At 64.7% G+C, this 14,875-nt stretch carries 18 protein-coding genes; 5 read left to right on the top strand and 13 right to left on the bottom strand.

The genetic code is table 11. From position 1 onward, the window contains the following. Positions 1-8: 8 nt before the first annotated feature. From QFZ33_RS20905 to QFZ33_RS20895, 3 genes are read right to left on the bottom strand one after another with little or no spacing between them, the layout of a single operon-like run. Positions 9-1,157, bottom strand: a complete 1,149-nt coding sequence (locus tag QFZ33_RS20905; RefSeq protein ID WP_307030601.1) for a zinc-dependent alcohol dehydrogenase — start codon at positions 1,155-1,157, stop codon at positions 9-11. 51 nt (positions 1,158-1,208) lie between these two features. Further along, entirely contained in the window at positions 1,209-2,597 is a 1,389-nt protein-coding gene (locus QFZ33_RS20900; RefSeq protein WP_307030599.1) for a M20/M25/M40 family metallo-hydrolase, read from the bottom strand. Between the two features lie 21 nt (positions 2,598-2,618). Further along, complete coding sequence (locus tag QFZ33_RS20895) at positions 2,619-3,794, bottom strand: glutamate--cysteine ligase (RefSeq protein WP_307030597.1); 1,176 nt, start codon at positions 3,792-3,794, stop codon at positions 2,619-2,621. A gap of 261 nt (positions 3,795-4,055) precedes the next feature. Between QFZ33_RS20895 and QFZ33_RS20890 the strand changes: the two genes are divergently transcribed. Both QFZ33_RS20890 and QFZ33_RS20885 read left to right on the top strand, forming a co-directional pair. Continuing rightward, positions 4,056-4,568: a DUF2243 domain-containing protein gene (locus QFZ33_RS20890; protein ID WP_307030595.1), complete on the top strand. Its 513-nt coding sequence runs from the start codon at positions 4,056-4,058 to the stop codon at positions 4,566-4,568. A gap of 98 nt (positions 4,569-4,666) precedes the next feature. Beyond that, positions 4,667-5,008, top strand: coding sequence for a hypothetical protein (locus tag QFZ33_RS20885; RefSeq protein WP_307030593.1), 342 nt, complete (start codon positions 4,667-4,669; stop codon positions 5,006-5,008). A gap of 131 nt (positions 5,009-5,139) precedes the next feature. On the opposite strand, the gene QFZ33_RS20880 is transcribed toward QFZ33_RS20885, so the two are convergent. The 10 genes from QFZ33_RS20880 to QFZ33_RS20835 all read right to left on the bottom strand — a co-directional run bounded on the left by QFZ33_RS20880 (position 5,140) and on the right by QFZ33_RS20835 (position 11,997). Next, positions 5,140-5,367 (bottom strand): hypothetical protein, encoded by a 228-nt coding sequence (locus QFZ33_RS20880; protein WP_307030590.1) that lies wholly within the window; start codon positions 5,365-5,367, stop codon positions 5,140-5,142. Continuing rightward, positions 5,364-6,116 (bottom strand): GAF and ANTAR domain-containing protein, encoded by a 753-nt coding sequence (locus QFZ33_RS20875; protein WP_307030588.1) that lies wholly within the window; start codon positions 6,114-6,116, stop codon positions 5,364-5,366. The genes QFZ33_RS20880 and QFZ33_RS20875 overlap by 4 nt, the downstream gene beginning before the upstream one ends. A gap of 103 nt (positions 6,117-6,219) precedes the next feature. Beyond that, positions 6,220-6,978: a GAF and ANTAR domain-containing protein gene (locus tag QFZ33_RS20870; protein ID WP_307030586.1), complete on the bottom strand. Its 759-nt coding sequence runs from the start codon at positions 6,976-6,978 to the stop codon at positions 6,220-6,222. A gap of 205 nt (positions 6,979-7,183) precedes the next feature. Further along, a complete protein-coding gene (locus QFZ33_RS20865; protein ID WP_307030584.1) occupies positions 7,184-7,426 on the bottom strand; it encodes a CDGSH iron-sulfur domain-containing protein in 243 nt (80 codons plus the stop codon). Continuing rightward, on the bottom strand, positions 7,416-8,471 hold the full coding sequence (locus QFZ33_RS20860) for a glycosyltransferase family 2 protein (protein ID WP_307030582.1): 1,056 nt from the start codon (positions 8,469-8,471) through the stop codon (positions 7,416-7,418). Before QFZ33_RS20860 ends, QFZ33_RS20865 begins: the two co-directional genes overlap by 11 nt. After that, complete coding sequence (locus QFZ33_RS20855) at positions 8,468-9,532, bottom strand: iron-containing redox enzyme family protein (RefSeq protein ID WP_307030580.1); 1,065 nt, start codon at positions 9,530-9,532, stop codon at positions 8,468-8,470. Before QFZ33_RS20855 ends, QFZ33_RS20860 begins: the two co-directional genes overlap by 4 nt. Positions 9,533-9,638: 106 nt before the next feature. Continuing rightward, positions 9,639-10,064 carry a MarR family winged helix-turn-helix transcriptional regulator gene (locus tag QFZ33_RS20850; RefSeq protein ID WP_307030578.1) on the bottom strand — a complete coding sequence of 142 codons (426 nt, stop codon included), beginning with the start codon at positions 10,062-10,064 and terminating at the stop codon, positions 9,639-9,641. 6 nt (positions 10,065-10,070) lie between these two features. Next, positions 10,071-10,712, bottom strand: a complete 642-nt coding sequence (locus QFZ33_RS20845) for a DUF3618 domain-containing protein (protein WP_307030576.1) — start codon at positions 10,710-10,712, stop codon at positions 10,071-10,073. Beyond that, positions 10,709-11,140: a phage holin family protein gene (locus tag QFZ33_RS20840; protein WP_307030574.1), complete on the bottom strand. Its 432-nt coding sequence runs from the start codon at positions 11,138-11,140 to the stop codon at positions 10,709-10,711. Before QFZ33_RS20840 ends, QFZ33_RS20845 begins: the two co-directional genes overlap by 4 nt. After that, on the bottom strand, positions 11,137-11,997 hold the full coding sequence (locus QFZ33_RS20835; protein WP_307030571.1) for a hypothetical protein: 861 nt from the start codon (positions 11,995-11,997) through the stop codon (positions 11,137-11,139). The genes QFZ33_RS20840 and QFZ33_RS20835 overlap by 4 nt, the downstream gene beginning before the upstream one ends. Positions 11,998-12,137: 140 nt before the next feature. Between QFZ33_RS20835 and QFZ33_RS20830 the strand changes: the two genes are divergently transcribed. The 3 genes from QFZ33_RS20830 (at position 12,138) to QFZ33_RS20820 (ending at position 14,861) form a co-directional block, all read left to right on the top strand. After that, on the top strand, positions 12,138-12,407 hold the full coding sequence (locus QFZ33_RS20830; protein WP_307030569.1) for a GlsB/YeaQ/YmgE family stress response membrane protein: 270 nt from the start codon (positions 12,138-12,140) through the stop codon (positions 12,405-12,407). A 177-nt stretch (positions 12,408-12,584) separates the two neighbouring features. Beyond that, positions 12,585-13,331 (top strand): GAF and ANTAR domain-containing protein, encoded by a 747-nt coding sequence (locus QFZ33_RS20825; protein ID WP_307030568.1) that lies wholly within the window; start codon positions 12,585-12,587, stop codon positions 13,329-13,331. A 66-nt stretch (positions 13,332-13,397) separates the two neighbouring features. Further along, on the top strand, positions 13,398-14,861 hold the full coding sequence (locus QFZ33_RS20820) for a protein adenylyltransferase SelO (protein ID WP_307030566.1): 1,464 nt from the start codon (positions 13,398-13,400) through the stop codon (positions 14,859-14,861). The last annotated feature ends 14 nt before the right edge of the window (positions 14,862-14,875 follow it).

The following is a 14,875-nucleotide window of genomic DNA, read 5'->3' as shown; positions in this document are numbered from 1 at the left end:
CGCTCCTTTCAGCTGGGACTCGGTACGATAAGCGGCTTGATAATGCCATCGAGCTTGGCGGAAAACATGTGATAGCCCTCAGCGATGTGTTCCAGCGGTATGCGGTGGGTGACAATGTCGTTGGGTTTAAGGTAGCCGTTCCTGACGTGCTCGAATAGCCGCGGCCACTGCCGCTTGACCGGGCACTGGTTCATCCTCAGCGTCAGGCCCTTGTTCACGGCGTCGCCGAATTTGACGGCACTGAACATGGGACCGTAGGCCCCCATCACGGACACCGTCCCGCCCTTGCGGACAGAATCAATGGCCCAGTTCAGCGCCACCGGCGACCCGCCCTGCAGCTTCAGCTGGGAGGACGTCACATGCTGGGTAAAGTTGCCATCCGCTTCTGCCCCCACAGCGTCGATCGCCACATCTGCGCCCAGGTAATCCGTGATTTTCTTCATGTGCACGACGATGTCGTCGTATTCCACGAAATTGTACGTCTCGGCGTGGGCGAAGGACCGGGCCTTCTCGAGGCGGTACTCGAGATGGTCTATCACGATCACCCGCCCTGCGCCCATCAGCCACGAGGACTTGGCAGCGAACAGCCCCACTGGTCCGGCGCCGAAGACCACCACAGTGTCGCCTTCGCTGATGTCACCGAGCTGGGCACCGAAGTAGCCCGTGGCAACGGCGTCCGTAAGCAGTACCGCATCCTCTTCCTCCATCCACTCCGGAATCAGGGAAGGTCCCACGTCCGCGAAGGGCACGCGTACGTACTCGGACTGCCCGCCGTCGTAACCCCCGCAGGTGTGGGAGTACCCGTAAATGCCGCCCACCGCCGTGGCGTTCGCGTTCACGTTGTGGCAGTTTGAATAAAGCCCCCGGGAGCAGAAGTAGCATGACCCGCAGAAGATGTTGAACGGCACCATCACACGGTCCCCGGGCTTTAGGTTCTGCACAGAGGATCCGACCTCGTGGACCGTGCCGACGAATTCGTGGCCAAACGTCATCCCGACCCGGGTGTCGGGCATCATGCCGTGATAAAGATGCAGGTCCGAGCCGCAGATCGCCGCCAAGGAGACACGCACAATGGCGTCGTTGGGATGTTCAAGCTTTGGAATGTCTTTTTCCTCCACCCGGACCCTGTATGGTCCGCGATACACCATTGCCTTCATTTATTGCCTCCTTAGAAGAAACCGGCTTCTTTCGATCCGGAGCACGTGCCCTTAGTCCTGCCGCCCGAGTTCATCCCACAGGAAGGCCAGCGTCGCTACGCCCGCCTTCAAAACGTCGATGTTCACGCTTTCGTCGCTGTCGTGCCAGTTGTCCTCCACCAGCCCCGTCCCGAAAAAGACCACCGGAACATTCAGGGCCGACGCGAGAAGGTCAGCGGGTCCGCCACCTGCGTTTCCCATTCGTCCCACGTCGCTTGCCCCGAACCCCTTTGCCATTGCCGCTGAAAGGGCCTCAATAAATACGCAGTCCGGGGTTCGGTAGGCTTCCTGGGCGGTCTCCGTTTCCACCGATAGCTCGTAGGCATAGCGGTCACTGATGGTCGCGGCAACCCAGCGCCGAAGCTGGTCAGCGACTTCATTCACTTTCTGGCCGGAGACGGTGCGGATGCTGAGGTCAGCCGATGCCATCGACGGAACCGCGGCGCGGGCGACGCCGATGGGGTCACCGGCCGCCATCGCAATGACTTCGACGGCGGGCCGCTCCCACAGCCGCTCCGGGACGGTGTAGCCCTCCTCGCCGCCAATGGTGCGGGTATGGGAACGCTCCAGCCAGTCCTCTGGGTCGAACGGGAGCGCCGCCAGTTCGGCGCGGCGGCGCGGGGAAATCTCCTCGACGTCGTCGTAGAAGCCCGGGAGCGTGATCCTACCTTTTTGGTCATGCAGCTGCGCAAGCACGTTGCTGAGCTCGAATGCGGGGTTGGGTGCGGTGCCGGAGACCGCGCCGCTGTGAATGTCAGTGAGTGGACCGTAGATCTCGAGCCGCGCACCGAGCATGCCGCGGATGCTGGTACAGAGGGCAGGATGGTCGGCCCGCCACAGCAGGGTGTCGGAGAAGATCACCACGTCCGCATCCAGCCGGGACCGGTTCTCCCGAAGAATGTCTGCCAGTCCCGGGGAACCCGCCTCTTCCTCCCCTTCGACGATCACCTTCAGGTTCACGGCCGGTGCCGTGCGCCCCGTAGCGTGAAGGTAGCCGCGGAGGCCCCAGATGTGTGCCAGCACCTGGCCCTTGGCATCCGAACTTCCCCGGCCGTAGAGGCGGCCGTCCCGCGGCACGGGGTCGAACGGGGAGGTCTGGTCCCAGTTCTCTTCCTTGACGGCACGGACGTCATGGTGGCTGTAAATAAGAACGGTGGGGGCGCCCGAAGCGCTGGACCATTCGGCAAAGACCGCAGGACCCTCTGCCCCCTCCCAGATCTCCGTTGTGGGGAACCCGACGTCGCGCAGTTCTCCGGCCAGCCAGTTGGCTGACCGGGTCAGATTGTGTTTGCGCTCGGGAACGCCTGCCACCGACGGTATGCGGACCCACTCGGTGAGCCGCTCCAGGAGCAGTGGAGTATGGATGTCGACATAGTTGCGGATGCCGTCGTCAATGTCCATCGGTGCTCCTGTCGAAGTTAATCAGCTGGCTTGGAGGCGCCGGGACCGGCGACGCGGGGTGCCGGCCGTCCCGTGCGTGCAGTTGATGGCGTCCATCACCACCGCGGCTAGGCTCTGGCTGTTCATCATCGTTTCCCGTTGTCGTTGTGCGCCTGTCCCGGAAGTGAGGATCCGGGCCAGTCCCAGGGTGACCTGCTCCTCGTCCCCGCTGGCCGCCAGAGCGGGGCGGACATACGTCAGGAGGGCCTGCACAGCTTCGGTGGCCGGGCATGGCGTGTTCAGCAGCGGATGCAGAAGCGTGCCTTCCACTCCCGCCTCGCTGGCCTTCCACGCCGCCAGGCGCAGTTGAGCGGCGGACAGGCGCGGCGCCGAAATACCCGCCCGCCAGTCCTGGGACGCCCGTTCCACGAGTGCCCGAACAATGGCCGCGATTGCCGTGGCGTGCCCGGCGTCCATGCAGACGTCGGCAATGCGCACCTCAACCGTCGGGTGGTTGCGGGAGAGCCGCGCATCGAAGTACACCATTCCCTCGTCGAGGAGGACACCGGTGGCGATCAGCGACTGAACGTGACGGCGATATGCCCGTTCGGATCCGAACCGTTCGCAAGGTCCCGCCGTCGGCCACCGGTTCCATGCTTGGTGGCGGAAGCTAGCGTAGCCGCTGTCGGTTCCCTGCCAGAACGGGGAATTCGTGCTCAGCGCCAGCAGCACGGGCAGCCAGACACGGATCCGATCCAGGACAGCCACCCCTTCCTCTCCTGACGTGACACGGACGTGGACATGCAAGCCACAGGTGAGTTGCTCCCTCAGGGTCAACCCGAATCGGGTTGCCATGTTCAGGTAGCGGGGATCGGGTACGAGGGTCGGAAGGACGGGTACGGGGCTGGTGGCTAGCGCCACCGCTCGTGCGCCCACCGACCGGGCGGCCTCATCAGCCAGAGTCCGGCCCGCCCGGATGGCCTCCGCCATCTCTTGCAGGGTGGAACAGACAGGGCCAACAATCTCCAGTTGCTCCTGCTTTACCTCTAGGGCCAAAGCTGGCGCCTTGCCGGACGATGAGCGTCGCGCATGATGTTGCAGTGACAGTTCCGCCGCAGGTACGGGCAGCCCTGTGGTGGGGTCCACGAGCAGGAATTCCTCTTCGACGCCGAAGGTTCTCAGAAGCCTGCCGGCTGGAGGGATGCCTGGCCTTTTCATTGAAAGATTCAATGCAGTTCCTAGGGGAAAGAGGCCTCCGGCCCAGTGTCGCTTGGGCCAGCCGCCGGTGGGGCTGACAGCCCTCCTGCACGAGCCACCATCATCGGCCCGCTCGAAGAAACAGGCTGCTGATGTCTTCAGATTACCCATCAAGGCAGGCTGCCGGAAGAGCGCGTTCGGTTGGCGGCTCCGAGGATGGCGCCGGCCCCTTGTCCGGTTCTAGGCCTTTGCTCCCCCTTGGCATAGGGGTAGCGTACGCCTATGGCCAGACAGGGACACCTTCACGGAGTAGCCGAAATTCCCCCGTCGAAGGCTGGGGGCATTCTCTTCGGGCTGGGGCTTGGCGGCTTCCTGGACGGCATCGTCCTGCACCAGATCCTGCAGTGGCACCACATGGTGAGCAACACCCGCGATCACCCGGTAAACACGGTTGCCGGACTGGAAGTGAACACACTCGTGGACGGGTTTTTCCACCTCGTGATGTGGCTGCTGGTCCTTGTAGCGTCCGTCGTCACTATCAGCGCCTGGCGCCAGGGGAGGCTGGCACCTAACTGGAGCTTTCATTTCGGCCTGGTGCTCGCCGGTTGGGGGATCTTCAACGTGGTGGAAGGCCTCGTGGATCACCAGCTGCTCCAGGTCCATCACGTCCGGGACGATCTGGGAGGCCCCCTGGTCTGGGACATGGGGTTCCTGGCCGTCAGCCTGCTCCTAATCGCTGGCGGCTGGCTGCTCCATAGGCAGGGCCTGGCTGCGCTTGCGATCAGAAGCGGCTGACTTATGCTCTCGCCCGATCACTGCTATTTTGACAGGACCGACCATTGCCTGCCGTCCCTTGTTGGCGGTGCAGGCTGTTGTTTTAGGAGGTTGCTTCGATGAACGATATTCCTGGACACGATGAACTGCCGCTTGCCGACTACGACCACATCCCCAGCGGAACCCTGCCGTCCCGGATCTCGGGGCTCGACGAGGGCGGCGTGGGTCAGCTGCTGGAGTACGAGCGGGCGCACGGCAACAGGCTTCCGGTGGTGCAGATACTGGAGCACCGTTTGGAGGCCCTAATGGGGGGCGCGCAGCCCAGCGGCTCCTCCGCTCCGGACACCCCGGAAGTGGGCCAGAGCCAGACCGGCTCCAAGGTCAGCCCGGCAACATCGGGACCGGCGATCAATCCGCCGTCGCACGGCGTCCCCAACAATCCGTCGCAGCAGCCCCGTTGACGCCCCTGGAGCTGACGCACTGGAGTTGAGGGCCGACGGCGGCTGGCGCCGGTGCCGGGGCGACGGCACCGTTGACTTACGACGGCGGGACTAACCTGGGAGCCGCGGGCCGGCTCTCCCAAGTCCCGGGCTCAGTTCCTGAAGGAATCGCCCAGTTCATGGATGGCGTGGTCAAGCAGGTCCCGCTGGATCGGGCGCAGCATGTATGAGCCGTGGAGGTAGGCCTCGATCTCCATTGCCCCTGCATCGCCGCCGATGCTGAAGTAGTGCATCCACAGTTCGTCGACATCAAGGTCGGACCGCCGGAATGTGTGGGCCGTCCGGTCTCTTTGCGCCTCTCCATCACGCTCCGCGGTCATGGTGCTTCGGGGTCGAGGTCCGCTGCAGGTTCGATAATCCCCAGGGCCACTACGCTGAGCAGGAGTTTTTCCGTGCGTGCGCGGTTGATCATGACCTGTAAGGCGTCCCTTTCATTCACCTGCAGCCGTTCCATGAGGGCGCCCTTGGCCATGTCGATGAGGCTCCGGCTATGCAGTGCGCCCTTGAGTGATTCGCTGAGTTGTGCGGCGCGTTCCCTGGTCTGGAGATTGGACAGGATGAGTGCCGCGGGTCCAGCAAGGAGTGACAGGACCTGTTCGCTGCGTGCATCGAAGGCGTGTGCCCTGTCCGCGTAGACTTTCAGGGCTCCGATGGGTTCAAGCGCGCCGCTTCCGGTCACGTCGGGCACCAGGAGTGGGACACTAATGCAGGACAACAAACCGAGAGGGGCGCTGGCCCCGGCCCATTCCGGCCAGCGCTGGTCGCAGCGAAGATCGTCTACCCGCACGGTTTGGGCGCTTGCCCAGGCCGTGAGGCAAGGTCCCTCTCCGAGGTCGTACTGTAAGCGGTCCGCCTGCTTCACGAGGCTGTTTGTGGAGGCCGTGCTCGTCGGCCGGCCTTGGGCATCGATGAGCGTGCCCCCCGCGCCGACGCTGCCGGGCAGGCTTTCGTGGGCCGCTTGAGCCAGGTTGGCCACGGCCCGGTCAACCACTGGCTCCGTGAGCAGCAGCCCCGCAACCCGGGCGAAGATCTCGGGCAGTTCGCCTGCGATTGGGTGCTTCCGCGTCACGGGCTGGCCTCACATGTCATCAGTGTTGTGAACATCCCTTTTGGGGAATTATTCGGCAGGTGCTCTCCATACTAGTCCCGGTCCTATGACCCAGGCCTTGGACCTACTGGTCCGCCTCGCCATCACGGTATTGCCGATCCGGGAGCTCCGCACCATTGAGGATGTCCGTCGCGATCTGCCTTAGCTGTTGTTTGCTGGACCGCGCCATTTCATGGAGAAGTTTGGCTGCTTCCTCACGGCTGACGCGGGTCTGGGCCATGACGAGGCTTAGGGCGGCGTCTACTGCTGCCCTTGATTGCAGGGCGCCGTGCAAGCCTTCCGGATGCACCCCGGAGCGGTGTACTCGAAGCGCCAGGCGGAGAATGCGGGACAGAGACACGCCGTACGATTCCACTGCCGCAATGGTCGCTGTGCCAAAGGTGGACGTGCTCAGGGCATAACAGTTCAGGGCCGCCGCTGCGTTGGCCCCTGCATCGATTGGAACGGCAAGGACTGATACAACGCCTTCCCCCGTCACCGCTTGTGAGTAACGATGCCATCTCTTGGATGTTCTGAGGTCTTCGACCAGAACGGTGTGGTCTTCCCTTAAGGCCGTCAGGCAGGGGCCGTCGTTGAACCCGTACTGTTTCTCGTCCATTTGCTTGGCCGTGTCGCTGCTGCTGGCCACGGTGGCCGGCCGCCCGTCGCGCTCGACCGAAATCGCACACAGCATCGGTTCGGGTGCTGCGAGCTTCGACGCCGAGAAAACGGTCAGCTCAAGGAGGAACGCGTCAAACCCCGGGCTTTCGAGCAGTAGGTCCTGCAACTTCTCGAGCGTTGGTGCGGGATTTCGCCCGGATGTCGGCGGCTGGCCAGCGGCCATGAAATGCCCCGATCCACGTGGAGCCGGTTGCCCGGTCCATTTCTACGGCCGGATTTAGGGTCCGGGAACGATCGTGGACTTTGGGTTGCCTCCACGGCCAGTGACGTGACGAACAGGTCGACCGACCTTCCGAGTCCTGCCAGCAGGATGCTGATGATCGATTCGCCTTCATTTTTGAGCCTACTCCCTATCCGCCGGAACTACATCAGCTGTCCTCATCCACTGTGCCGGCAATGCCGGTGCGGAACTTGATCAGCTTGTGGGAACCGTCGCAGTAGGGCTTGATGGCGGAGGCCCCGCAGCGGCACAGGGCAACCGTGTTCCGATGCCGGGGGACCGGGTCGCCGGACGGGGTGACTATTTCGAAGTCGCCCCGGATCAGGATTGGCCCGTCCGGGCAGAGCACCACCGAGCTGGGGTCGCCTGGCTGCTTGGTCTCATGATCCATGTTGTGTTCCATTCTGGTTGTGGGCCCCTTGGACCGGCCGGATTTTGCCTTGGTGCCTGAGCCTGAGCGCGGCCGGGGAATGGGCTGCCGTTTTGATCCTGACGCCCGCATAGGGAACCCCGCCGCTGGCCCGGAGAGCAAGGGCCATCCAGATGCACGCTGCCCGTTCAAAAAGCCACAGCGGGGCAAACCAGGCGGTGCTTGGCGGAAACACAGCCCTGCCTCCGTCGCGTCTTCTTCCGCGTTCCGCGATGCCGACGACGGTACCGGTCAGTGCGAGGACCGCAAGGGCACGCGGTACTCGCCGTTGCGCCAGCACCACTGCCAGGAGGGGCAGCACGGCAAGCTCGGCGAGCAGCCGTGCGGGCTGCGCAAAGTCGTCATAGGCCTGCCGGATACGTTGCCTGAAGAAGTGGCGGGCAGTGGGCGGCCTCCGGGCCACCAGCAATGCCGGCAGCTGCTTTTCACGGCCGCCGGCAGCAGTGACGGTCCGGATGAGCTCCAGGTTCTCGAAGAGCACGCCCGCATAGCCGTCCGTGGCTGCCAGTGCGGACCGGCGAACTGCCAGCGTGCCGGGGTAGTCCCCGCCGAATGCCCGGTTGATGAGGGTCCTGGACGTGTCCCAGCGTGCGTGCCAGGGCAGCGGAGTGAAGTAATTCTGCGGGCGGACCAGTTCGGCGTCGTCAAGGGCGGCGAATGCCGCGGCCAGACCCTCACGTGTGTAGCGGACGTCGTCGTCGGCAATCACCAGCCGCTCGGCCGTGCTGAGGCGTACTGCTGTGAGGACTGCGGCTACTTTGCCGTTGCCGCCCCCGGAGCCGCCGTCGTTGGCCTTCGGTGGGATGTGACGGACCGACGTCGGGAGCAGCACCCGGTGCCGGGCGAACAACTCCGCGGGGGAGCCGTCCACCACAGTTACCCGGGTCCAGGTGGCCAGCTTCGAGATGTATTCCGCCAGCTCCTCAATCCCGGAATCCTCGGTCCAACGCAGGGGCAGAATGTACTCCGTGTCCGGACGTGGACCCGGTTGTGCCGCTTTTGTCATGCCGTGGTCAAGGAAGTGCGCAGCGAGGATCTGCCATCCTGCCAGGCTTCCACGATGTGCGCCGTGAGCCTGGCATCGATTGCGAGGGCGGCCGTGGCACCGAACAGGATGTCCTCAAGGAGCTCAGGTTCTGCCTCGGCGAGGCCTCCTGCGAGGTCCCGGCCGGCGATCTGCTCGTGGACGGCGTCGGCTTCCACGTGTTCGTCGAAGTATTCAGTGACCTCGGCGCCGAAGCCGTGGCGGCGGAAGCCCCTGCCGTACAGCTGGTTGGGGCGGGACGATGTCATCTCGTAGATCGCGAGGTGGCCCGTGATCGCGCCGCGCAGCCGGCGGTTGAGGCCGAACAGGGACATCATGTTCACCGAGGCGAGGGCCACGGCAGGAACAGCGTCAACATAGCTGCCGTAGCTACTGTTAAGTCCCAGTCCATCCATGGTCCGGGCGAACAGTGCACTGTGCATCCGGTGCGGGCGGCCGCCTCCATACTCATCCGCCTGGATCTCCACCAGGGCGGCCTTGGGCCGCCCCGCCAGCCTCGGGATCGCCCAGGTGTGGGGGTCGGCTTCCTTGAGCTGGTAGACGGATTTGTGAATGAGGAACTCCGCCAGCTGTTCAGCCGTCGCCTTCTTGGCCACGTAACGCGAGAGGCTGGGTCCGCTGTCCTGGGCAGCCAGGGCAAAGAGCATGTCCGCCACCGCGTCGCTGTCCGGTTTGCCCTCCGCGGCCGCGTTCTTACCGTCTGCCGGGGGCCCTGCGGCCACGAGCGCGGCGGAGCGCAAGGCCTGTTCGAACGGTTCTTCCAGAAGCCGGCGGACGGCGATTAGCGCAGGCTCCCATTCCCATGCGTCATCCACTCCCTCCAGGCCTCCATAGTGCAGTTCGTAGAGGCAAAACAGTGCGAGCTGGAGATCGTCGTCAGTGAGGATGTCGTCCGCGAGTCTCGCAGTTTCGGAGACGAGCCCCAGCAGTTCTGATTGTGCTGGCATATCGATTCCTGGCCCCCCGGTCAGAAGGTCGATGAGCTCAGCGCTGACGGGACCGCGCGGTTTTGGTCTTTTCATGGTTCTCCTTGCAGGCGGCAACGGCGCAGCCAGCGGGTGGTTTCGGTGGGGTTGACAGCAAGTAGTGAAGATCGCGGTTCCGCCACGGCTGGCCAGACCTGGAACGCTACATCCGCAGGTCGCGAATGTAGCGTTCCAGGTCCAGACGCAGGGCGGACTCTGTATCCGGCCTGCTCTGCGTTAGCCCTTGGACCAGGGCCTCCGCAGTGGCCAGTACCTCCCGGCCGTCGTGCGTGAGCCGGATGTCCGTGTAGCGCCGGTCCCCGCTGCGTTCCCTGCTCAGGAACCCAAGTCCCTGAAGACGGCGGACCACCCTGCCCAGGCTTTGTTTGCTTACACAGAGCAGGGTGGCCAGGTCGGAGACGGTGACAGGTTCGAGGTCCGCCACCGATTCCAACACGTCCAGGGATCCTTTGGTCAGGCCCAGGTGCGTGAGGTTGCGGTTGATCCGCAGCTCATCCAGACGGGCAGCGATGCTGAGGAGCCGGTGCGTTGGCCAGCGTTCCGGTCCTGTGGGATGAGCCAGGCTCATGCCGGCTCACGTGTTCTGGACGTGGTCCCTGGCGTCGGTGGCGGTTGCTTTGACGTCGGAGGCGGCGGTCTGGCCTTCTTCCTTGACGTGCTGGGCGGCGTCGGTGGCGGTGGCCTTGACGTTTTCCATGGCGTCCTGGGCGGGTTCCTTCCAGCCTTCGGCCATGTCCTTGGCCGCTTCGGTCAGCTGGCTGGTCATCGGTTCGGCCGCGGTCTTGAGGGCGTCGGCGGCTTCGCGTTCCTTCTGGCTGGGCGGGATCAGCGAGGAGGCCAGCAGCCCGGCGCCGAAGGCGATCAGCCCGGCGGCGAGGGGGTTGCCCTGGGTTTTCGCGGCGACCTGGTGGGGTGCGTCGGCGATTGCTTCGCCGGCGGTGCTGATGGCGTTCCCGGCGGCGTCGGTGGCCTGATGGACCCCGCCGCTGGTGCTGTGTGCGGCGTGGTGGAGGCTGCCGGAGGTGCTGTGGGTGGCGTGTTCGGCGGTGCCCATGACTTTCTCCTTTACTCCGAAGACGGCGTCCTTCACCTTGTCCGTTTGGCGGTGGACGATGTTGGAGGGGGTGACCTTGTCGGCGACGGCGTCCACGTTGGTGCCGAGGCGGGTGCGGGTTGCTTCGATGTCGGCGCGGATGGCGTCCGGGTTCTCACTCATCGGTGGTCTCCGTTCGGTTTGAGGGTGGGCGGGATTTCCTTGGCTGTCTCCATGGTCTGGGGCATGCCTTTGATGGCTTTGAGTTCCTTGCGTCCGATGGAGGCGAGGATCGCGGCGATGATGCCCCAGATGACGGCGACGACGACGGCGGACCAGCCCAGGCCCACCAGCTCGCCGAGGGCGTACCAGAGGGCGATGGAGAGGAACAGGAGCACGAAGTGCCCGGCGACGCCGGCGCCGGCGAGCATGCCGCCGCCCTTGCCCGCACGGGTGCCGGACTGTTTGAGTTCGGCCTTGGCGAGTTCGATTTCCTGCCGGATCAGGGTGGACAGGTCCCGGGTGACCTCACCGAGGAGGTCACCGAGGGAGGTGGTGTCGGCCTTGGCGTGGGCTTGGGTGGGAGGTGTATCGGGTATCTGGCTGCTCACAGGGGACGACCCCCACCCTCAACGTACGGGTCCTCGGGATCGCGCAGCGGAACCCCTGCAGAGCCCGGCGCGTCAAAGCCCGGCCGGGCTGGCTCGCCATACACGGTTTCTGCATAGGTGGTGGGGGTTGCCTGCGGTGCGTCATAAAGCGGTGCCGCGGTGAGGCTGCTTTCAGTGACCGGTGGCTGGGCGGGGTACTGCGGCACGGTGCCTGCGTATCCGGCGCCGGCCGCGGGTCCGGTTTCGGGGGCGCCGGCCTGCAGGCTGCGGCCCAGGCGACCGGCAAGCATGCCCGCGCCTGCCGCGAGGAGCAGGAAGGTGCCGGGGCGCTGGCGGGCAAAGGACTTGACCTCGTCCAGCAGCGAGCCCGGGTCCCGGTTGTCCAGCCAGGACGCGACCGACTCGGAACGGTCGGCGGCCTGCCGGATCAGGTCCGAGGCCACACCCTGCTGGTCCGGCGCGTCGGCCATGGTGCGCAGCTGCGAGGAGATGGTGCGGATGCCTTCGGCGGCCTTGGTCTGCTGCGTGCCGGCCTGGCTGGTGAGATCCGATTTTGCCTGATGCAGCAGATCCTTGGCGCTGTTCTTCGCCTCGTAGGCGACGTTCTTGGCCTCGGACGCGGCCGTCCCGGCCACGTTCTGGGCAGCGCCGGCAGCCTGGCCCGCAACATTCGCGGCCTCGTCCTTCGCCACGTCCTTCTTCGAGGAGGGCTCGTCCTGGTAACCGGTGGTGCCCGTGTAGCCCGGGGTGCCGACGCCGGTGATGTCTGCGTCAGTGCTGCCTGCTCCGGTGATGTCGGCGCCGGTGGTGCCCAATCCTGTCGTGCCCGGTCCGGTGCCGTATGGGTTCTCGGTCATCATTGCTCTCTTTCCTTTGAGGGTTAGCTGCTGCTGATGAACCAGCACTCAGCAATAGTAAGCATGGTTACCATCTAATAGTAAGTACACTTCCTACATCAATTGAAAATTGTTGGATGCCAGCAGAAAGGCTGTTGATCATGATTGGATTCATCATCGCCGGGCTCGTTATCGGAGCCCTTGCCCGCCTCATCAAGCCCGGGCGGCAGAACTTGGGAATCGTCGCCACGCTGCTCCTGGGCCTAGCCGGGTCCGTCATTGGTGGAGTTGTGGCCAGCCTCCTCGGCACCGGCGACATCTTCGAACTGAACTTCCTCGGGTTCATCGTTGCCGTCATCGCCGCTGTCGCCCTGATCGGTGTCGCAGAGACGCTGGCAGGCCGCAGGAGGGCACCGACCCGGCGTTTCTGATGGCTGGCGGGCAAGTAATGGCGCGAATTGCGGCCTGACGATTTGTCCTCCCCGCAGCGCTTTGGACGTCTCTAGGAGAGGTAATCTGGCAGTAAATGTTGGGAAGTGCCGTCCTTCTTGGAAGCGGCGGTTTCGGTTTCTATGCCGGGCGGCGCCGCCTGTTGAAACGAGGCTGTTATGGGCGTTGAAGCCCGGGCGTGGGACCGTGAGGACGTCGCAGGACGGCTCCAGGAACTGGTGCTGGAGAGCGTTGACGTTGGCGAGTTCCTCCAGGAGCTGGCTGAATATTCCGGGGCATTCTTCTCCGCTCCCCACATAAAGGTGCGGTGCGCCTTCACGGTGCTGCGGAGGAAGAAAGCGGCCACGGTAGCCAGTAGCGATGCCCAGGCCAGAATGCTGGATGAAGTCCAGCTGGAGTTTGGCGAAGGTCCCTGCCTGGCCGCCATGGCCGAGATGTGCATCGTTCATGTCCCGGACGTGGCGTCTGAGCCCCGTTGGCCGGCATATATGTCGGCCGTCGCTGGGCGCGGCGTGGGCTCGATCCTCGCGGTGCCGCTGGGACTGGAGGCCGAAACCCGCGCGGCGCTCAATCTCTTTTCGCCGCGGCCCCATGGGTTCACCGGCGAAGACATCAGTGGCGCGGAGGAATTCGCGGCACAGGCATCCAAAAGCCTCCGGCTTGCCCTGCGGATGGCTCGGCTGACCGAGGCGCGGAACGACCTGGCCGCCGCAATGCAGTCGCGCACTTCAATCGACATCGCCACCGGAATCATCATGGCGCAGAACAGGTGCAGCCAGGAGGCTGCCCTGCGGGTCCTGAAGACTGCCTCCAGCTTGAGGAACCTGAAACTCCGTGACGTCGCGGCGTCAGTTGCTGCCTCGGTGGGTGGCGATTCTGCTCTGTCCACGTATTTTGATGAATAAGCTGTCCGCAAGGAGTCCGGCATGCACAACGGTGACGTCTTTTCGGCATAGCTTTATCCTTGAAAGATGAGCGCCGCAGCCGCATCAACAGTCACCCTTGAAAGTCGCTTCGCCACCGAACTTGCCGAAATGGCCATTCCCTGGAAGGCGGAGGAGGTCCCCGACCCCCGGCTGCTCGTGCTGAACGAGCCGCTGGCCGCCGAGTTGGGCATTGACCCGGACTTCCTGCGGGGCCCGGAGGGTCTTCCTCTGCTGATCGGCAATGAGGTGCCCGACGGCGCCACTCCAGTTGCGCAGGCATACTCCGGCCACCAGTTTGGCTGGTTTGCCCCGAGGCTGGGTGACGGTCGTGCGCTGCTGCTCGGTGAGATAGCCGACGTCGGCGGCCGCCTCCGCGACATTCACCTGAAAGGCTCCGGCCGCACACCCTTCGCACGGGGTGGCGACGGCTTCGCGGTCGTGGGGCCGATGCTGCGTGAATATGTCGTCAGTGAGGCGATGCACGCCCTGGGCATTCCCACTACCCGGTCCCTCGCCGTGGTGGCCACTGCGCGTTCCGTCCAGCGGGAAACAGCGCTGCCCGGAGCGGTACTTACGCGCATCGCGAGCAGTCATCTGCGCGTAGGCAGTTTCCAGTATGCCCGGGTCGCCGGTGACATCGGACTCCTGCGCCGCCTTGCCGACCATGCGATCGTCCGGCACTATCCCGATGCCGCGGAGGCGGACAATCCGTATCTTGCCCTGTTCGCGGCAGTGATCTCTGCGCAGGCTTCGCTGGTGGCTAAGTGGATGCTGGTGGGCTTCATTCACGGCGTGATGAACACGGACAACATGGCTATCTCGGGGGAGACCATTGACTACGGTCCGTGCGCCTTCATGGACGCGTTCGACCCCGCCACCGTCTACAGTTCGATCGACGAGAACGGACGCTACGCCTACGCGAATCAGCCGGTGGTGGCGGAGTGGAATCTGACCCGCCTGGCGGAGGCGCTCCTTCCGCTGTTCGACGACGACGAGGAGCGGGCGGTCGCGCTGGCACAGGAGTCGCTGGGGGCCTTCCGCGGGCAGTACAGCGCAGCCTGGCTGGCCGGCATGAAGGCGAAGCTCGGACTGGACAGCAACATCGCTGACGACGTGGCTTCGCCCCTGATTGACGAACTGCTCGGGCTGCTGCAGGAGGGGCGCGTCGACTACACATCGTTCTTCCGGCGTCTTGGAACCGCAGCCCGCGGCCAGGGCGAGCCGATCCGCACCCTGTTCCCTGAGCCGGACGCTTTCCCTGCCTGGGCCGAACGCTGGCGGGCCCTGCAGCCGGACGCCGACAAGATGGACCGGGTCAATCCGGTGTATGTGCCCCGCAACCACCTCGTAGAGGAAGCACTCGACGCTGCGACCGACGGTGACGTCGGGCCGCTCCGGCGGCTGCTCGAAGCGGTGACAGACCCCTACCACGAGCGTCCCGGCGTCGAACGTTATGCGGAGGCCGCGCCGGAAACCTTTGGTCCCTACCGGACCTTCTGCGGAACCTGACGTCCGCTGCTCGA

Origin of the sequence: Arthrobacter globiformis (assembly GCF_030815865.1) — a bacterium.
Classification (GTDB): domain Bacteria; phylum Actinomycetota; class Actinomycetes; order Actinomycetales; family Micrococcaceae; genus Arthrobacter; species Arthrobacter globiformis_B.
Note: the sequence above shows the minus strand (reverse complement) of the source record. Positions and strands in the feature narration are given on the sequence as shown.

Excerpts from the sequence above, each read along its gene's own strand:
- QFZ33_RS20905 (WP_307030601.1), bottom strand. The coding sequence starts at position 1,157 with ATGAAGGCAATGGTGTATCGCGGACCATACAGGGTCCGGGTGGAGGAA.
- QFZ33_RS20900 (WP_307030599.1), bottom strand. The coding sequence starts at position 2,597 with ATGGACATTGACGACGGCATCCGCAACTATGTCGACATCCATACTCCA.
- QFZ33_RS20895 (WP_307030597.1), bottom strand. The coding sequence starts at position 3,794 with ATGAAAAGGCCAGGCATCCCTCCAGCCGGCAGGCTTCTGAGAACCTTC.
- QFZ33_RS20890 (WP_307030595.1), top strand. The coding sequence starts at position 4,056 with ATGGCCAGACAGGGACACCTTCACGGAGTAGCCGAAATTCCCCCGTCG.
- QFZ33_RS20885 (WP_307030593.1), top strand. The coding sequence starts at position 4,667 with ATGAACGATATTCCTGGACACGATGAACTGCCGCTTGCCGACTACGAC.
- QFZ33_RS20880 (WP_307030590.1), bottom strand. The coding sequence starts at position 5,367 with ATGACCGCGGAGCGTGATGGAGAGGCGCAAAGAGACCGGACGGCCCAC.
- QFZ33_RS20870 (WP_307030586.1), bottom strand. The coding sequence starts at position 6,978 with ATGGCCGCTGGCCAGCCGCCGACATCCGGGCGAAATCCCGCACCAACG.
- QFZ33_RS20865 (WP_307030584.1), bottom strand. The coding sequence starts at position 7,426 with ATGGATCATGAGACCAAGCAGCCAGGCGACCCCAGCTCGGTGGTGCTC.
- QFZ33_RS20860 (WP_307030582.1), bottom strand. The coding sequence starts at position 8,471 with ATGACAAAAGCGGCACAACCGGGTCCACGTCCGGACACGGAGTACATT.
- QFZ33_RS20855 (WP_307030580.1), bottom strand. The coding sequence starts at position 9,532 with ATGAAAAGACCAAAACCGCGCGGTCCCGTCAGCGCTGAGCTCATCGAC.
- QFZ33_RS20850 (WP_307030578.1), bottom strand. The coding sequence starts at position 10,064 with ATGAGCCTGGCTCATCCCACAGGACCGGAACGCTGGCCAACGCACCGG.
- QFZ33_RS20845 (WP_307030576.1), bottom strand. The coding sequence starts at position 10,712 with ATGAGTGAGAACCCGGACGCCATCCGCGCCGACATCGAAGCAACCCGC.
- QFZ33_RS20835 (WP_307030571.1), bottom strand. The coding sequence starts at position 11,997 with ATGACCGAGAACCCATACGGCACCGGACCGGGCACGACAGGATTGGGC.
- QFZ33_RS20830 (WP_307030569.1), top strand. The coding sequence starts at position 12,138 with ATGATTGGATTCATCATCGCCGGGCTCGTTATCGGAGCCCTTGCCCGC.
- QFZ33_RS20825 (WP_307030568.1), top strand. The coding sequence starts at position 12,585 with ATGGGCGTTGAAGCCCGGGCGTGGGACCGTGAGGACGTCGCAGGACGG.
- QFZ33_RS20820 (WP_307030566.1), top strand. The coding sequence starts at position 13,398 with ATGAGCGCCGCAGCCGCATCAACAGTCACCCTTGAAAGTCGCTTCGCC.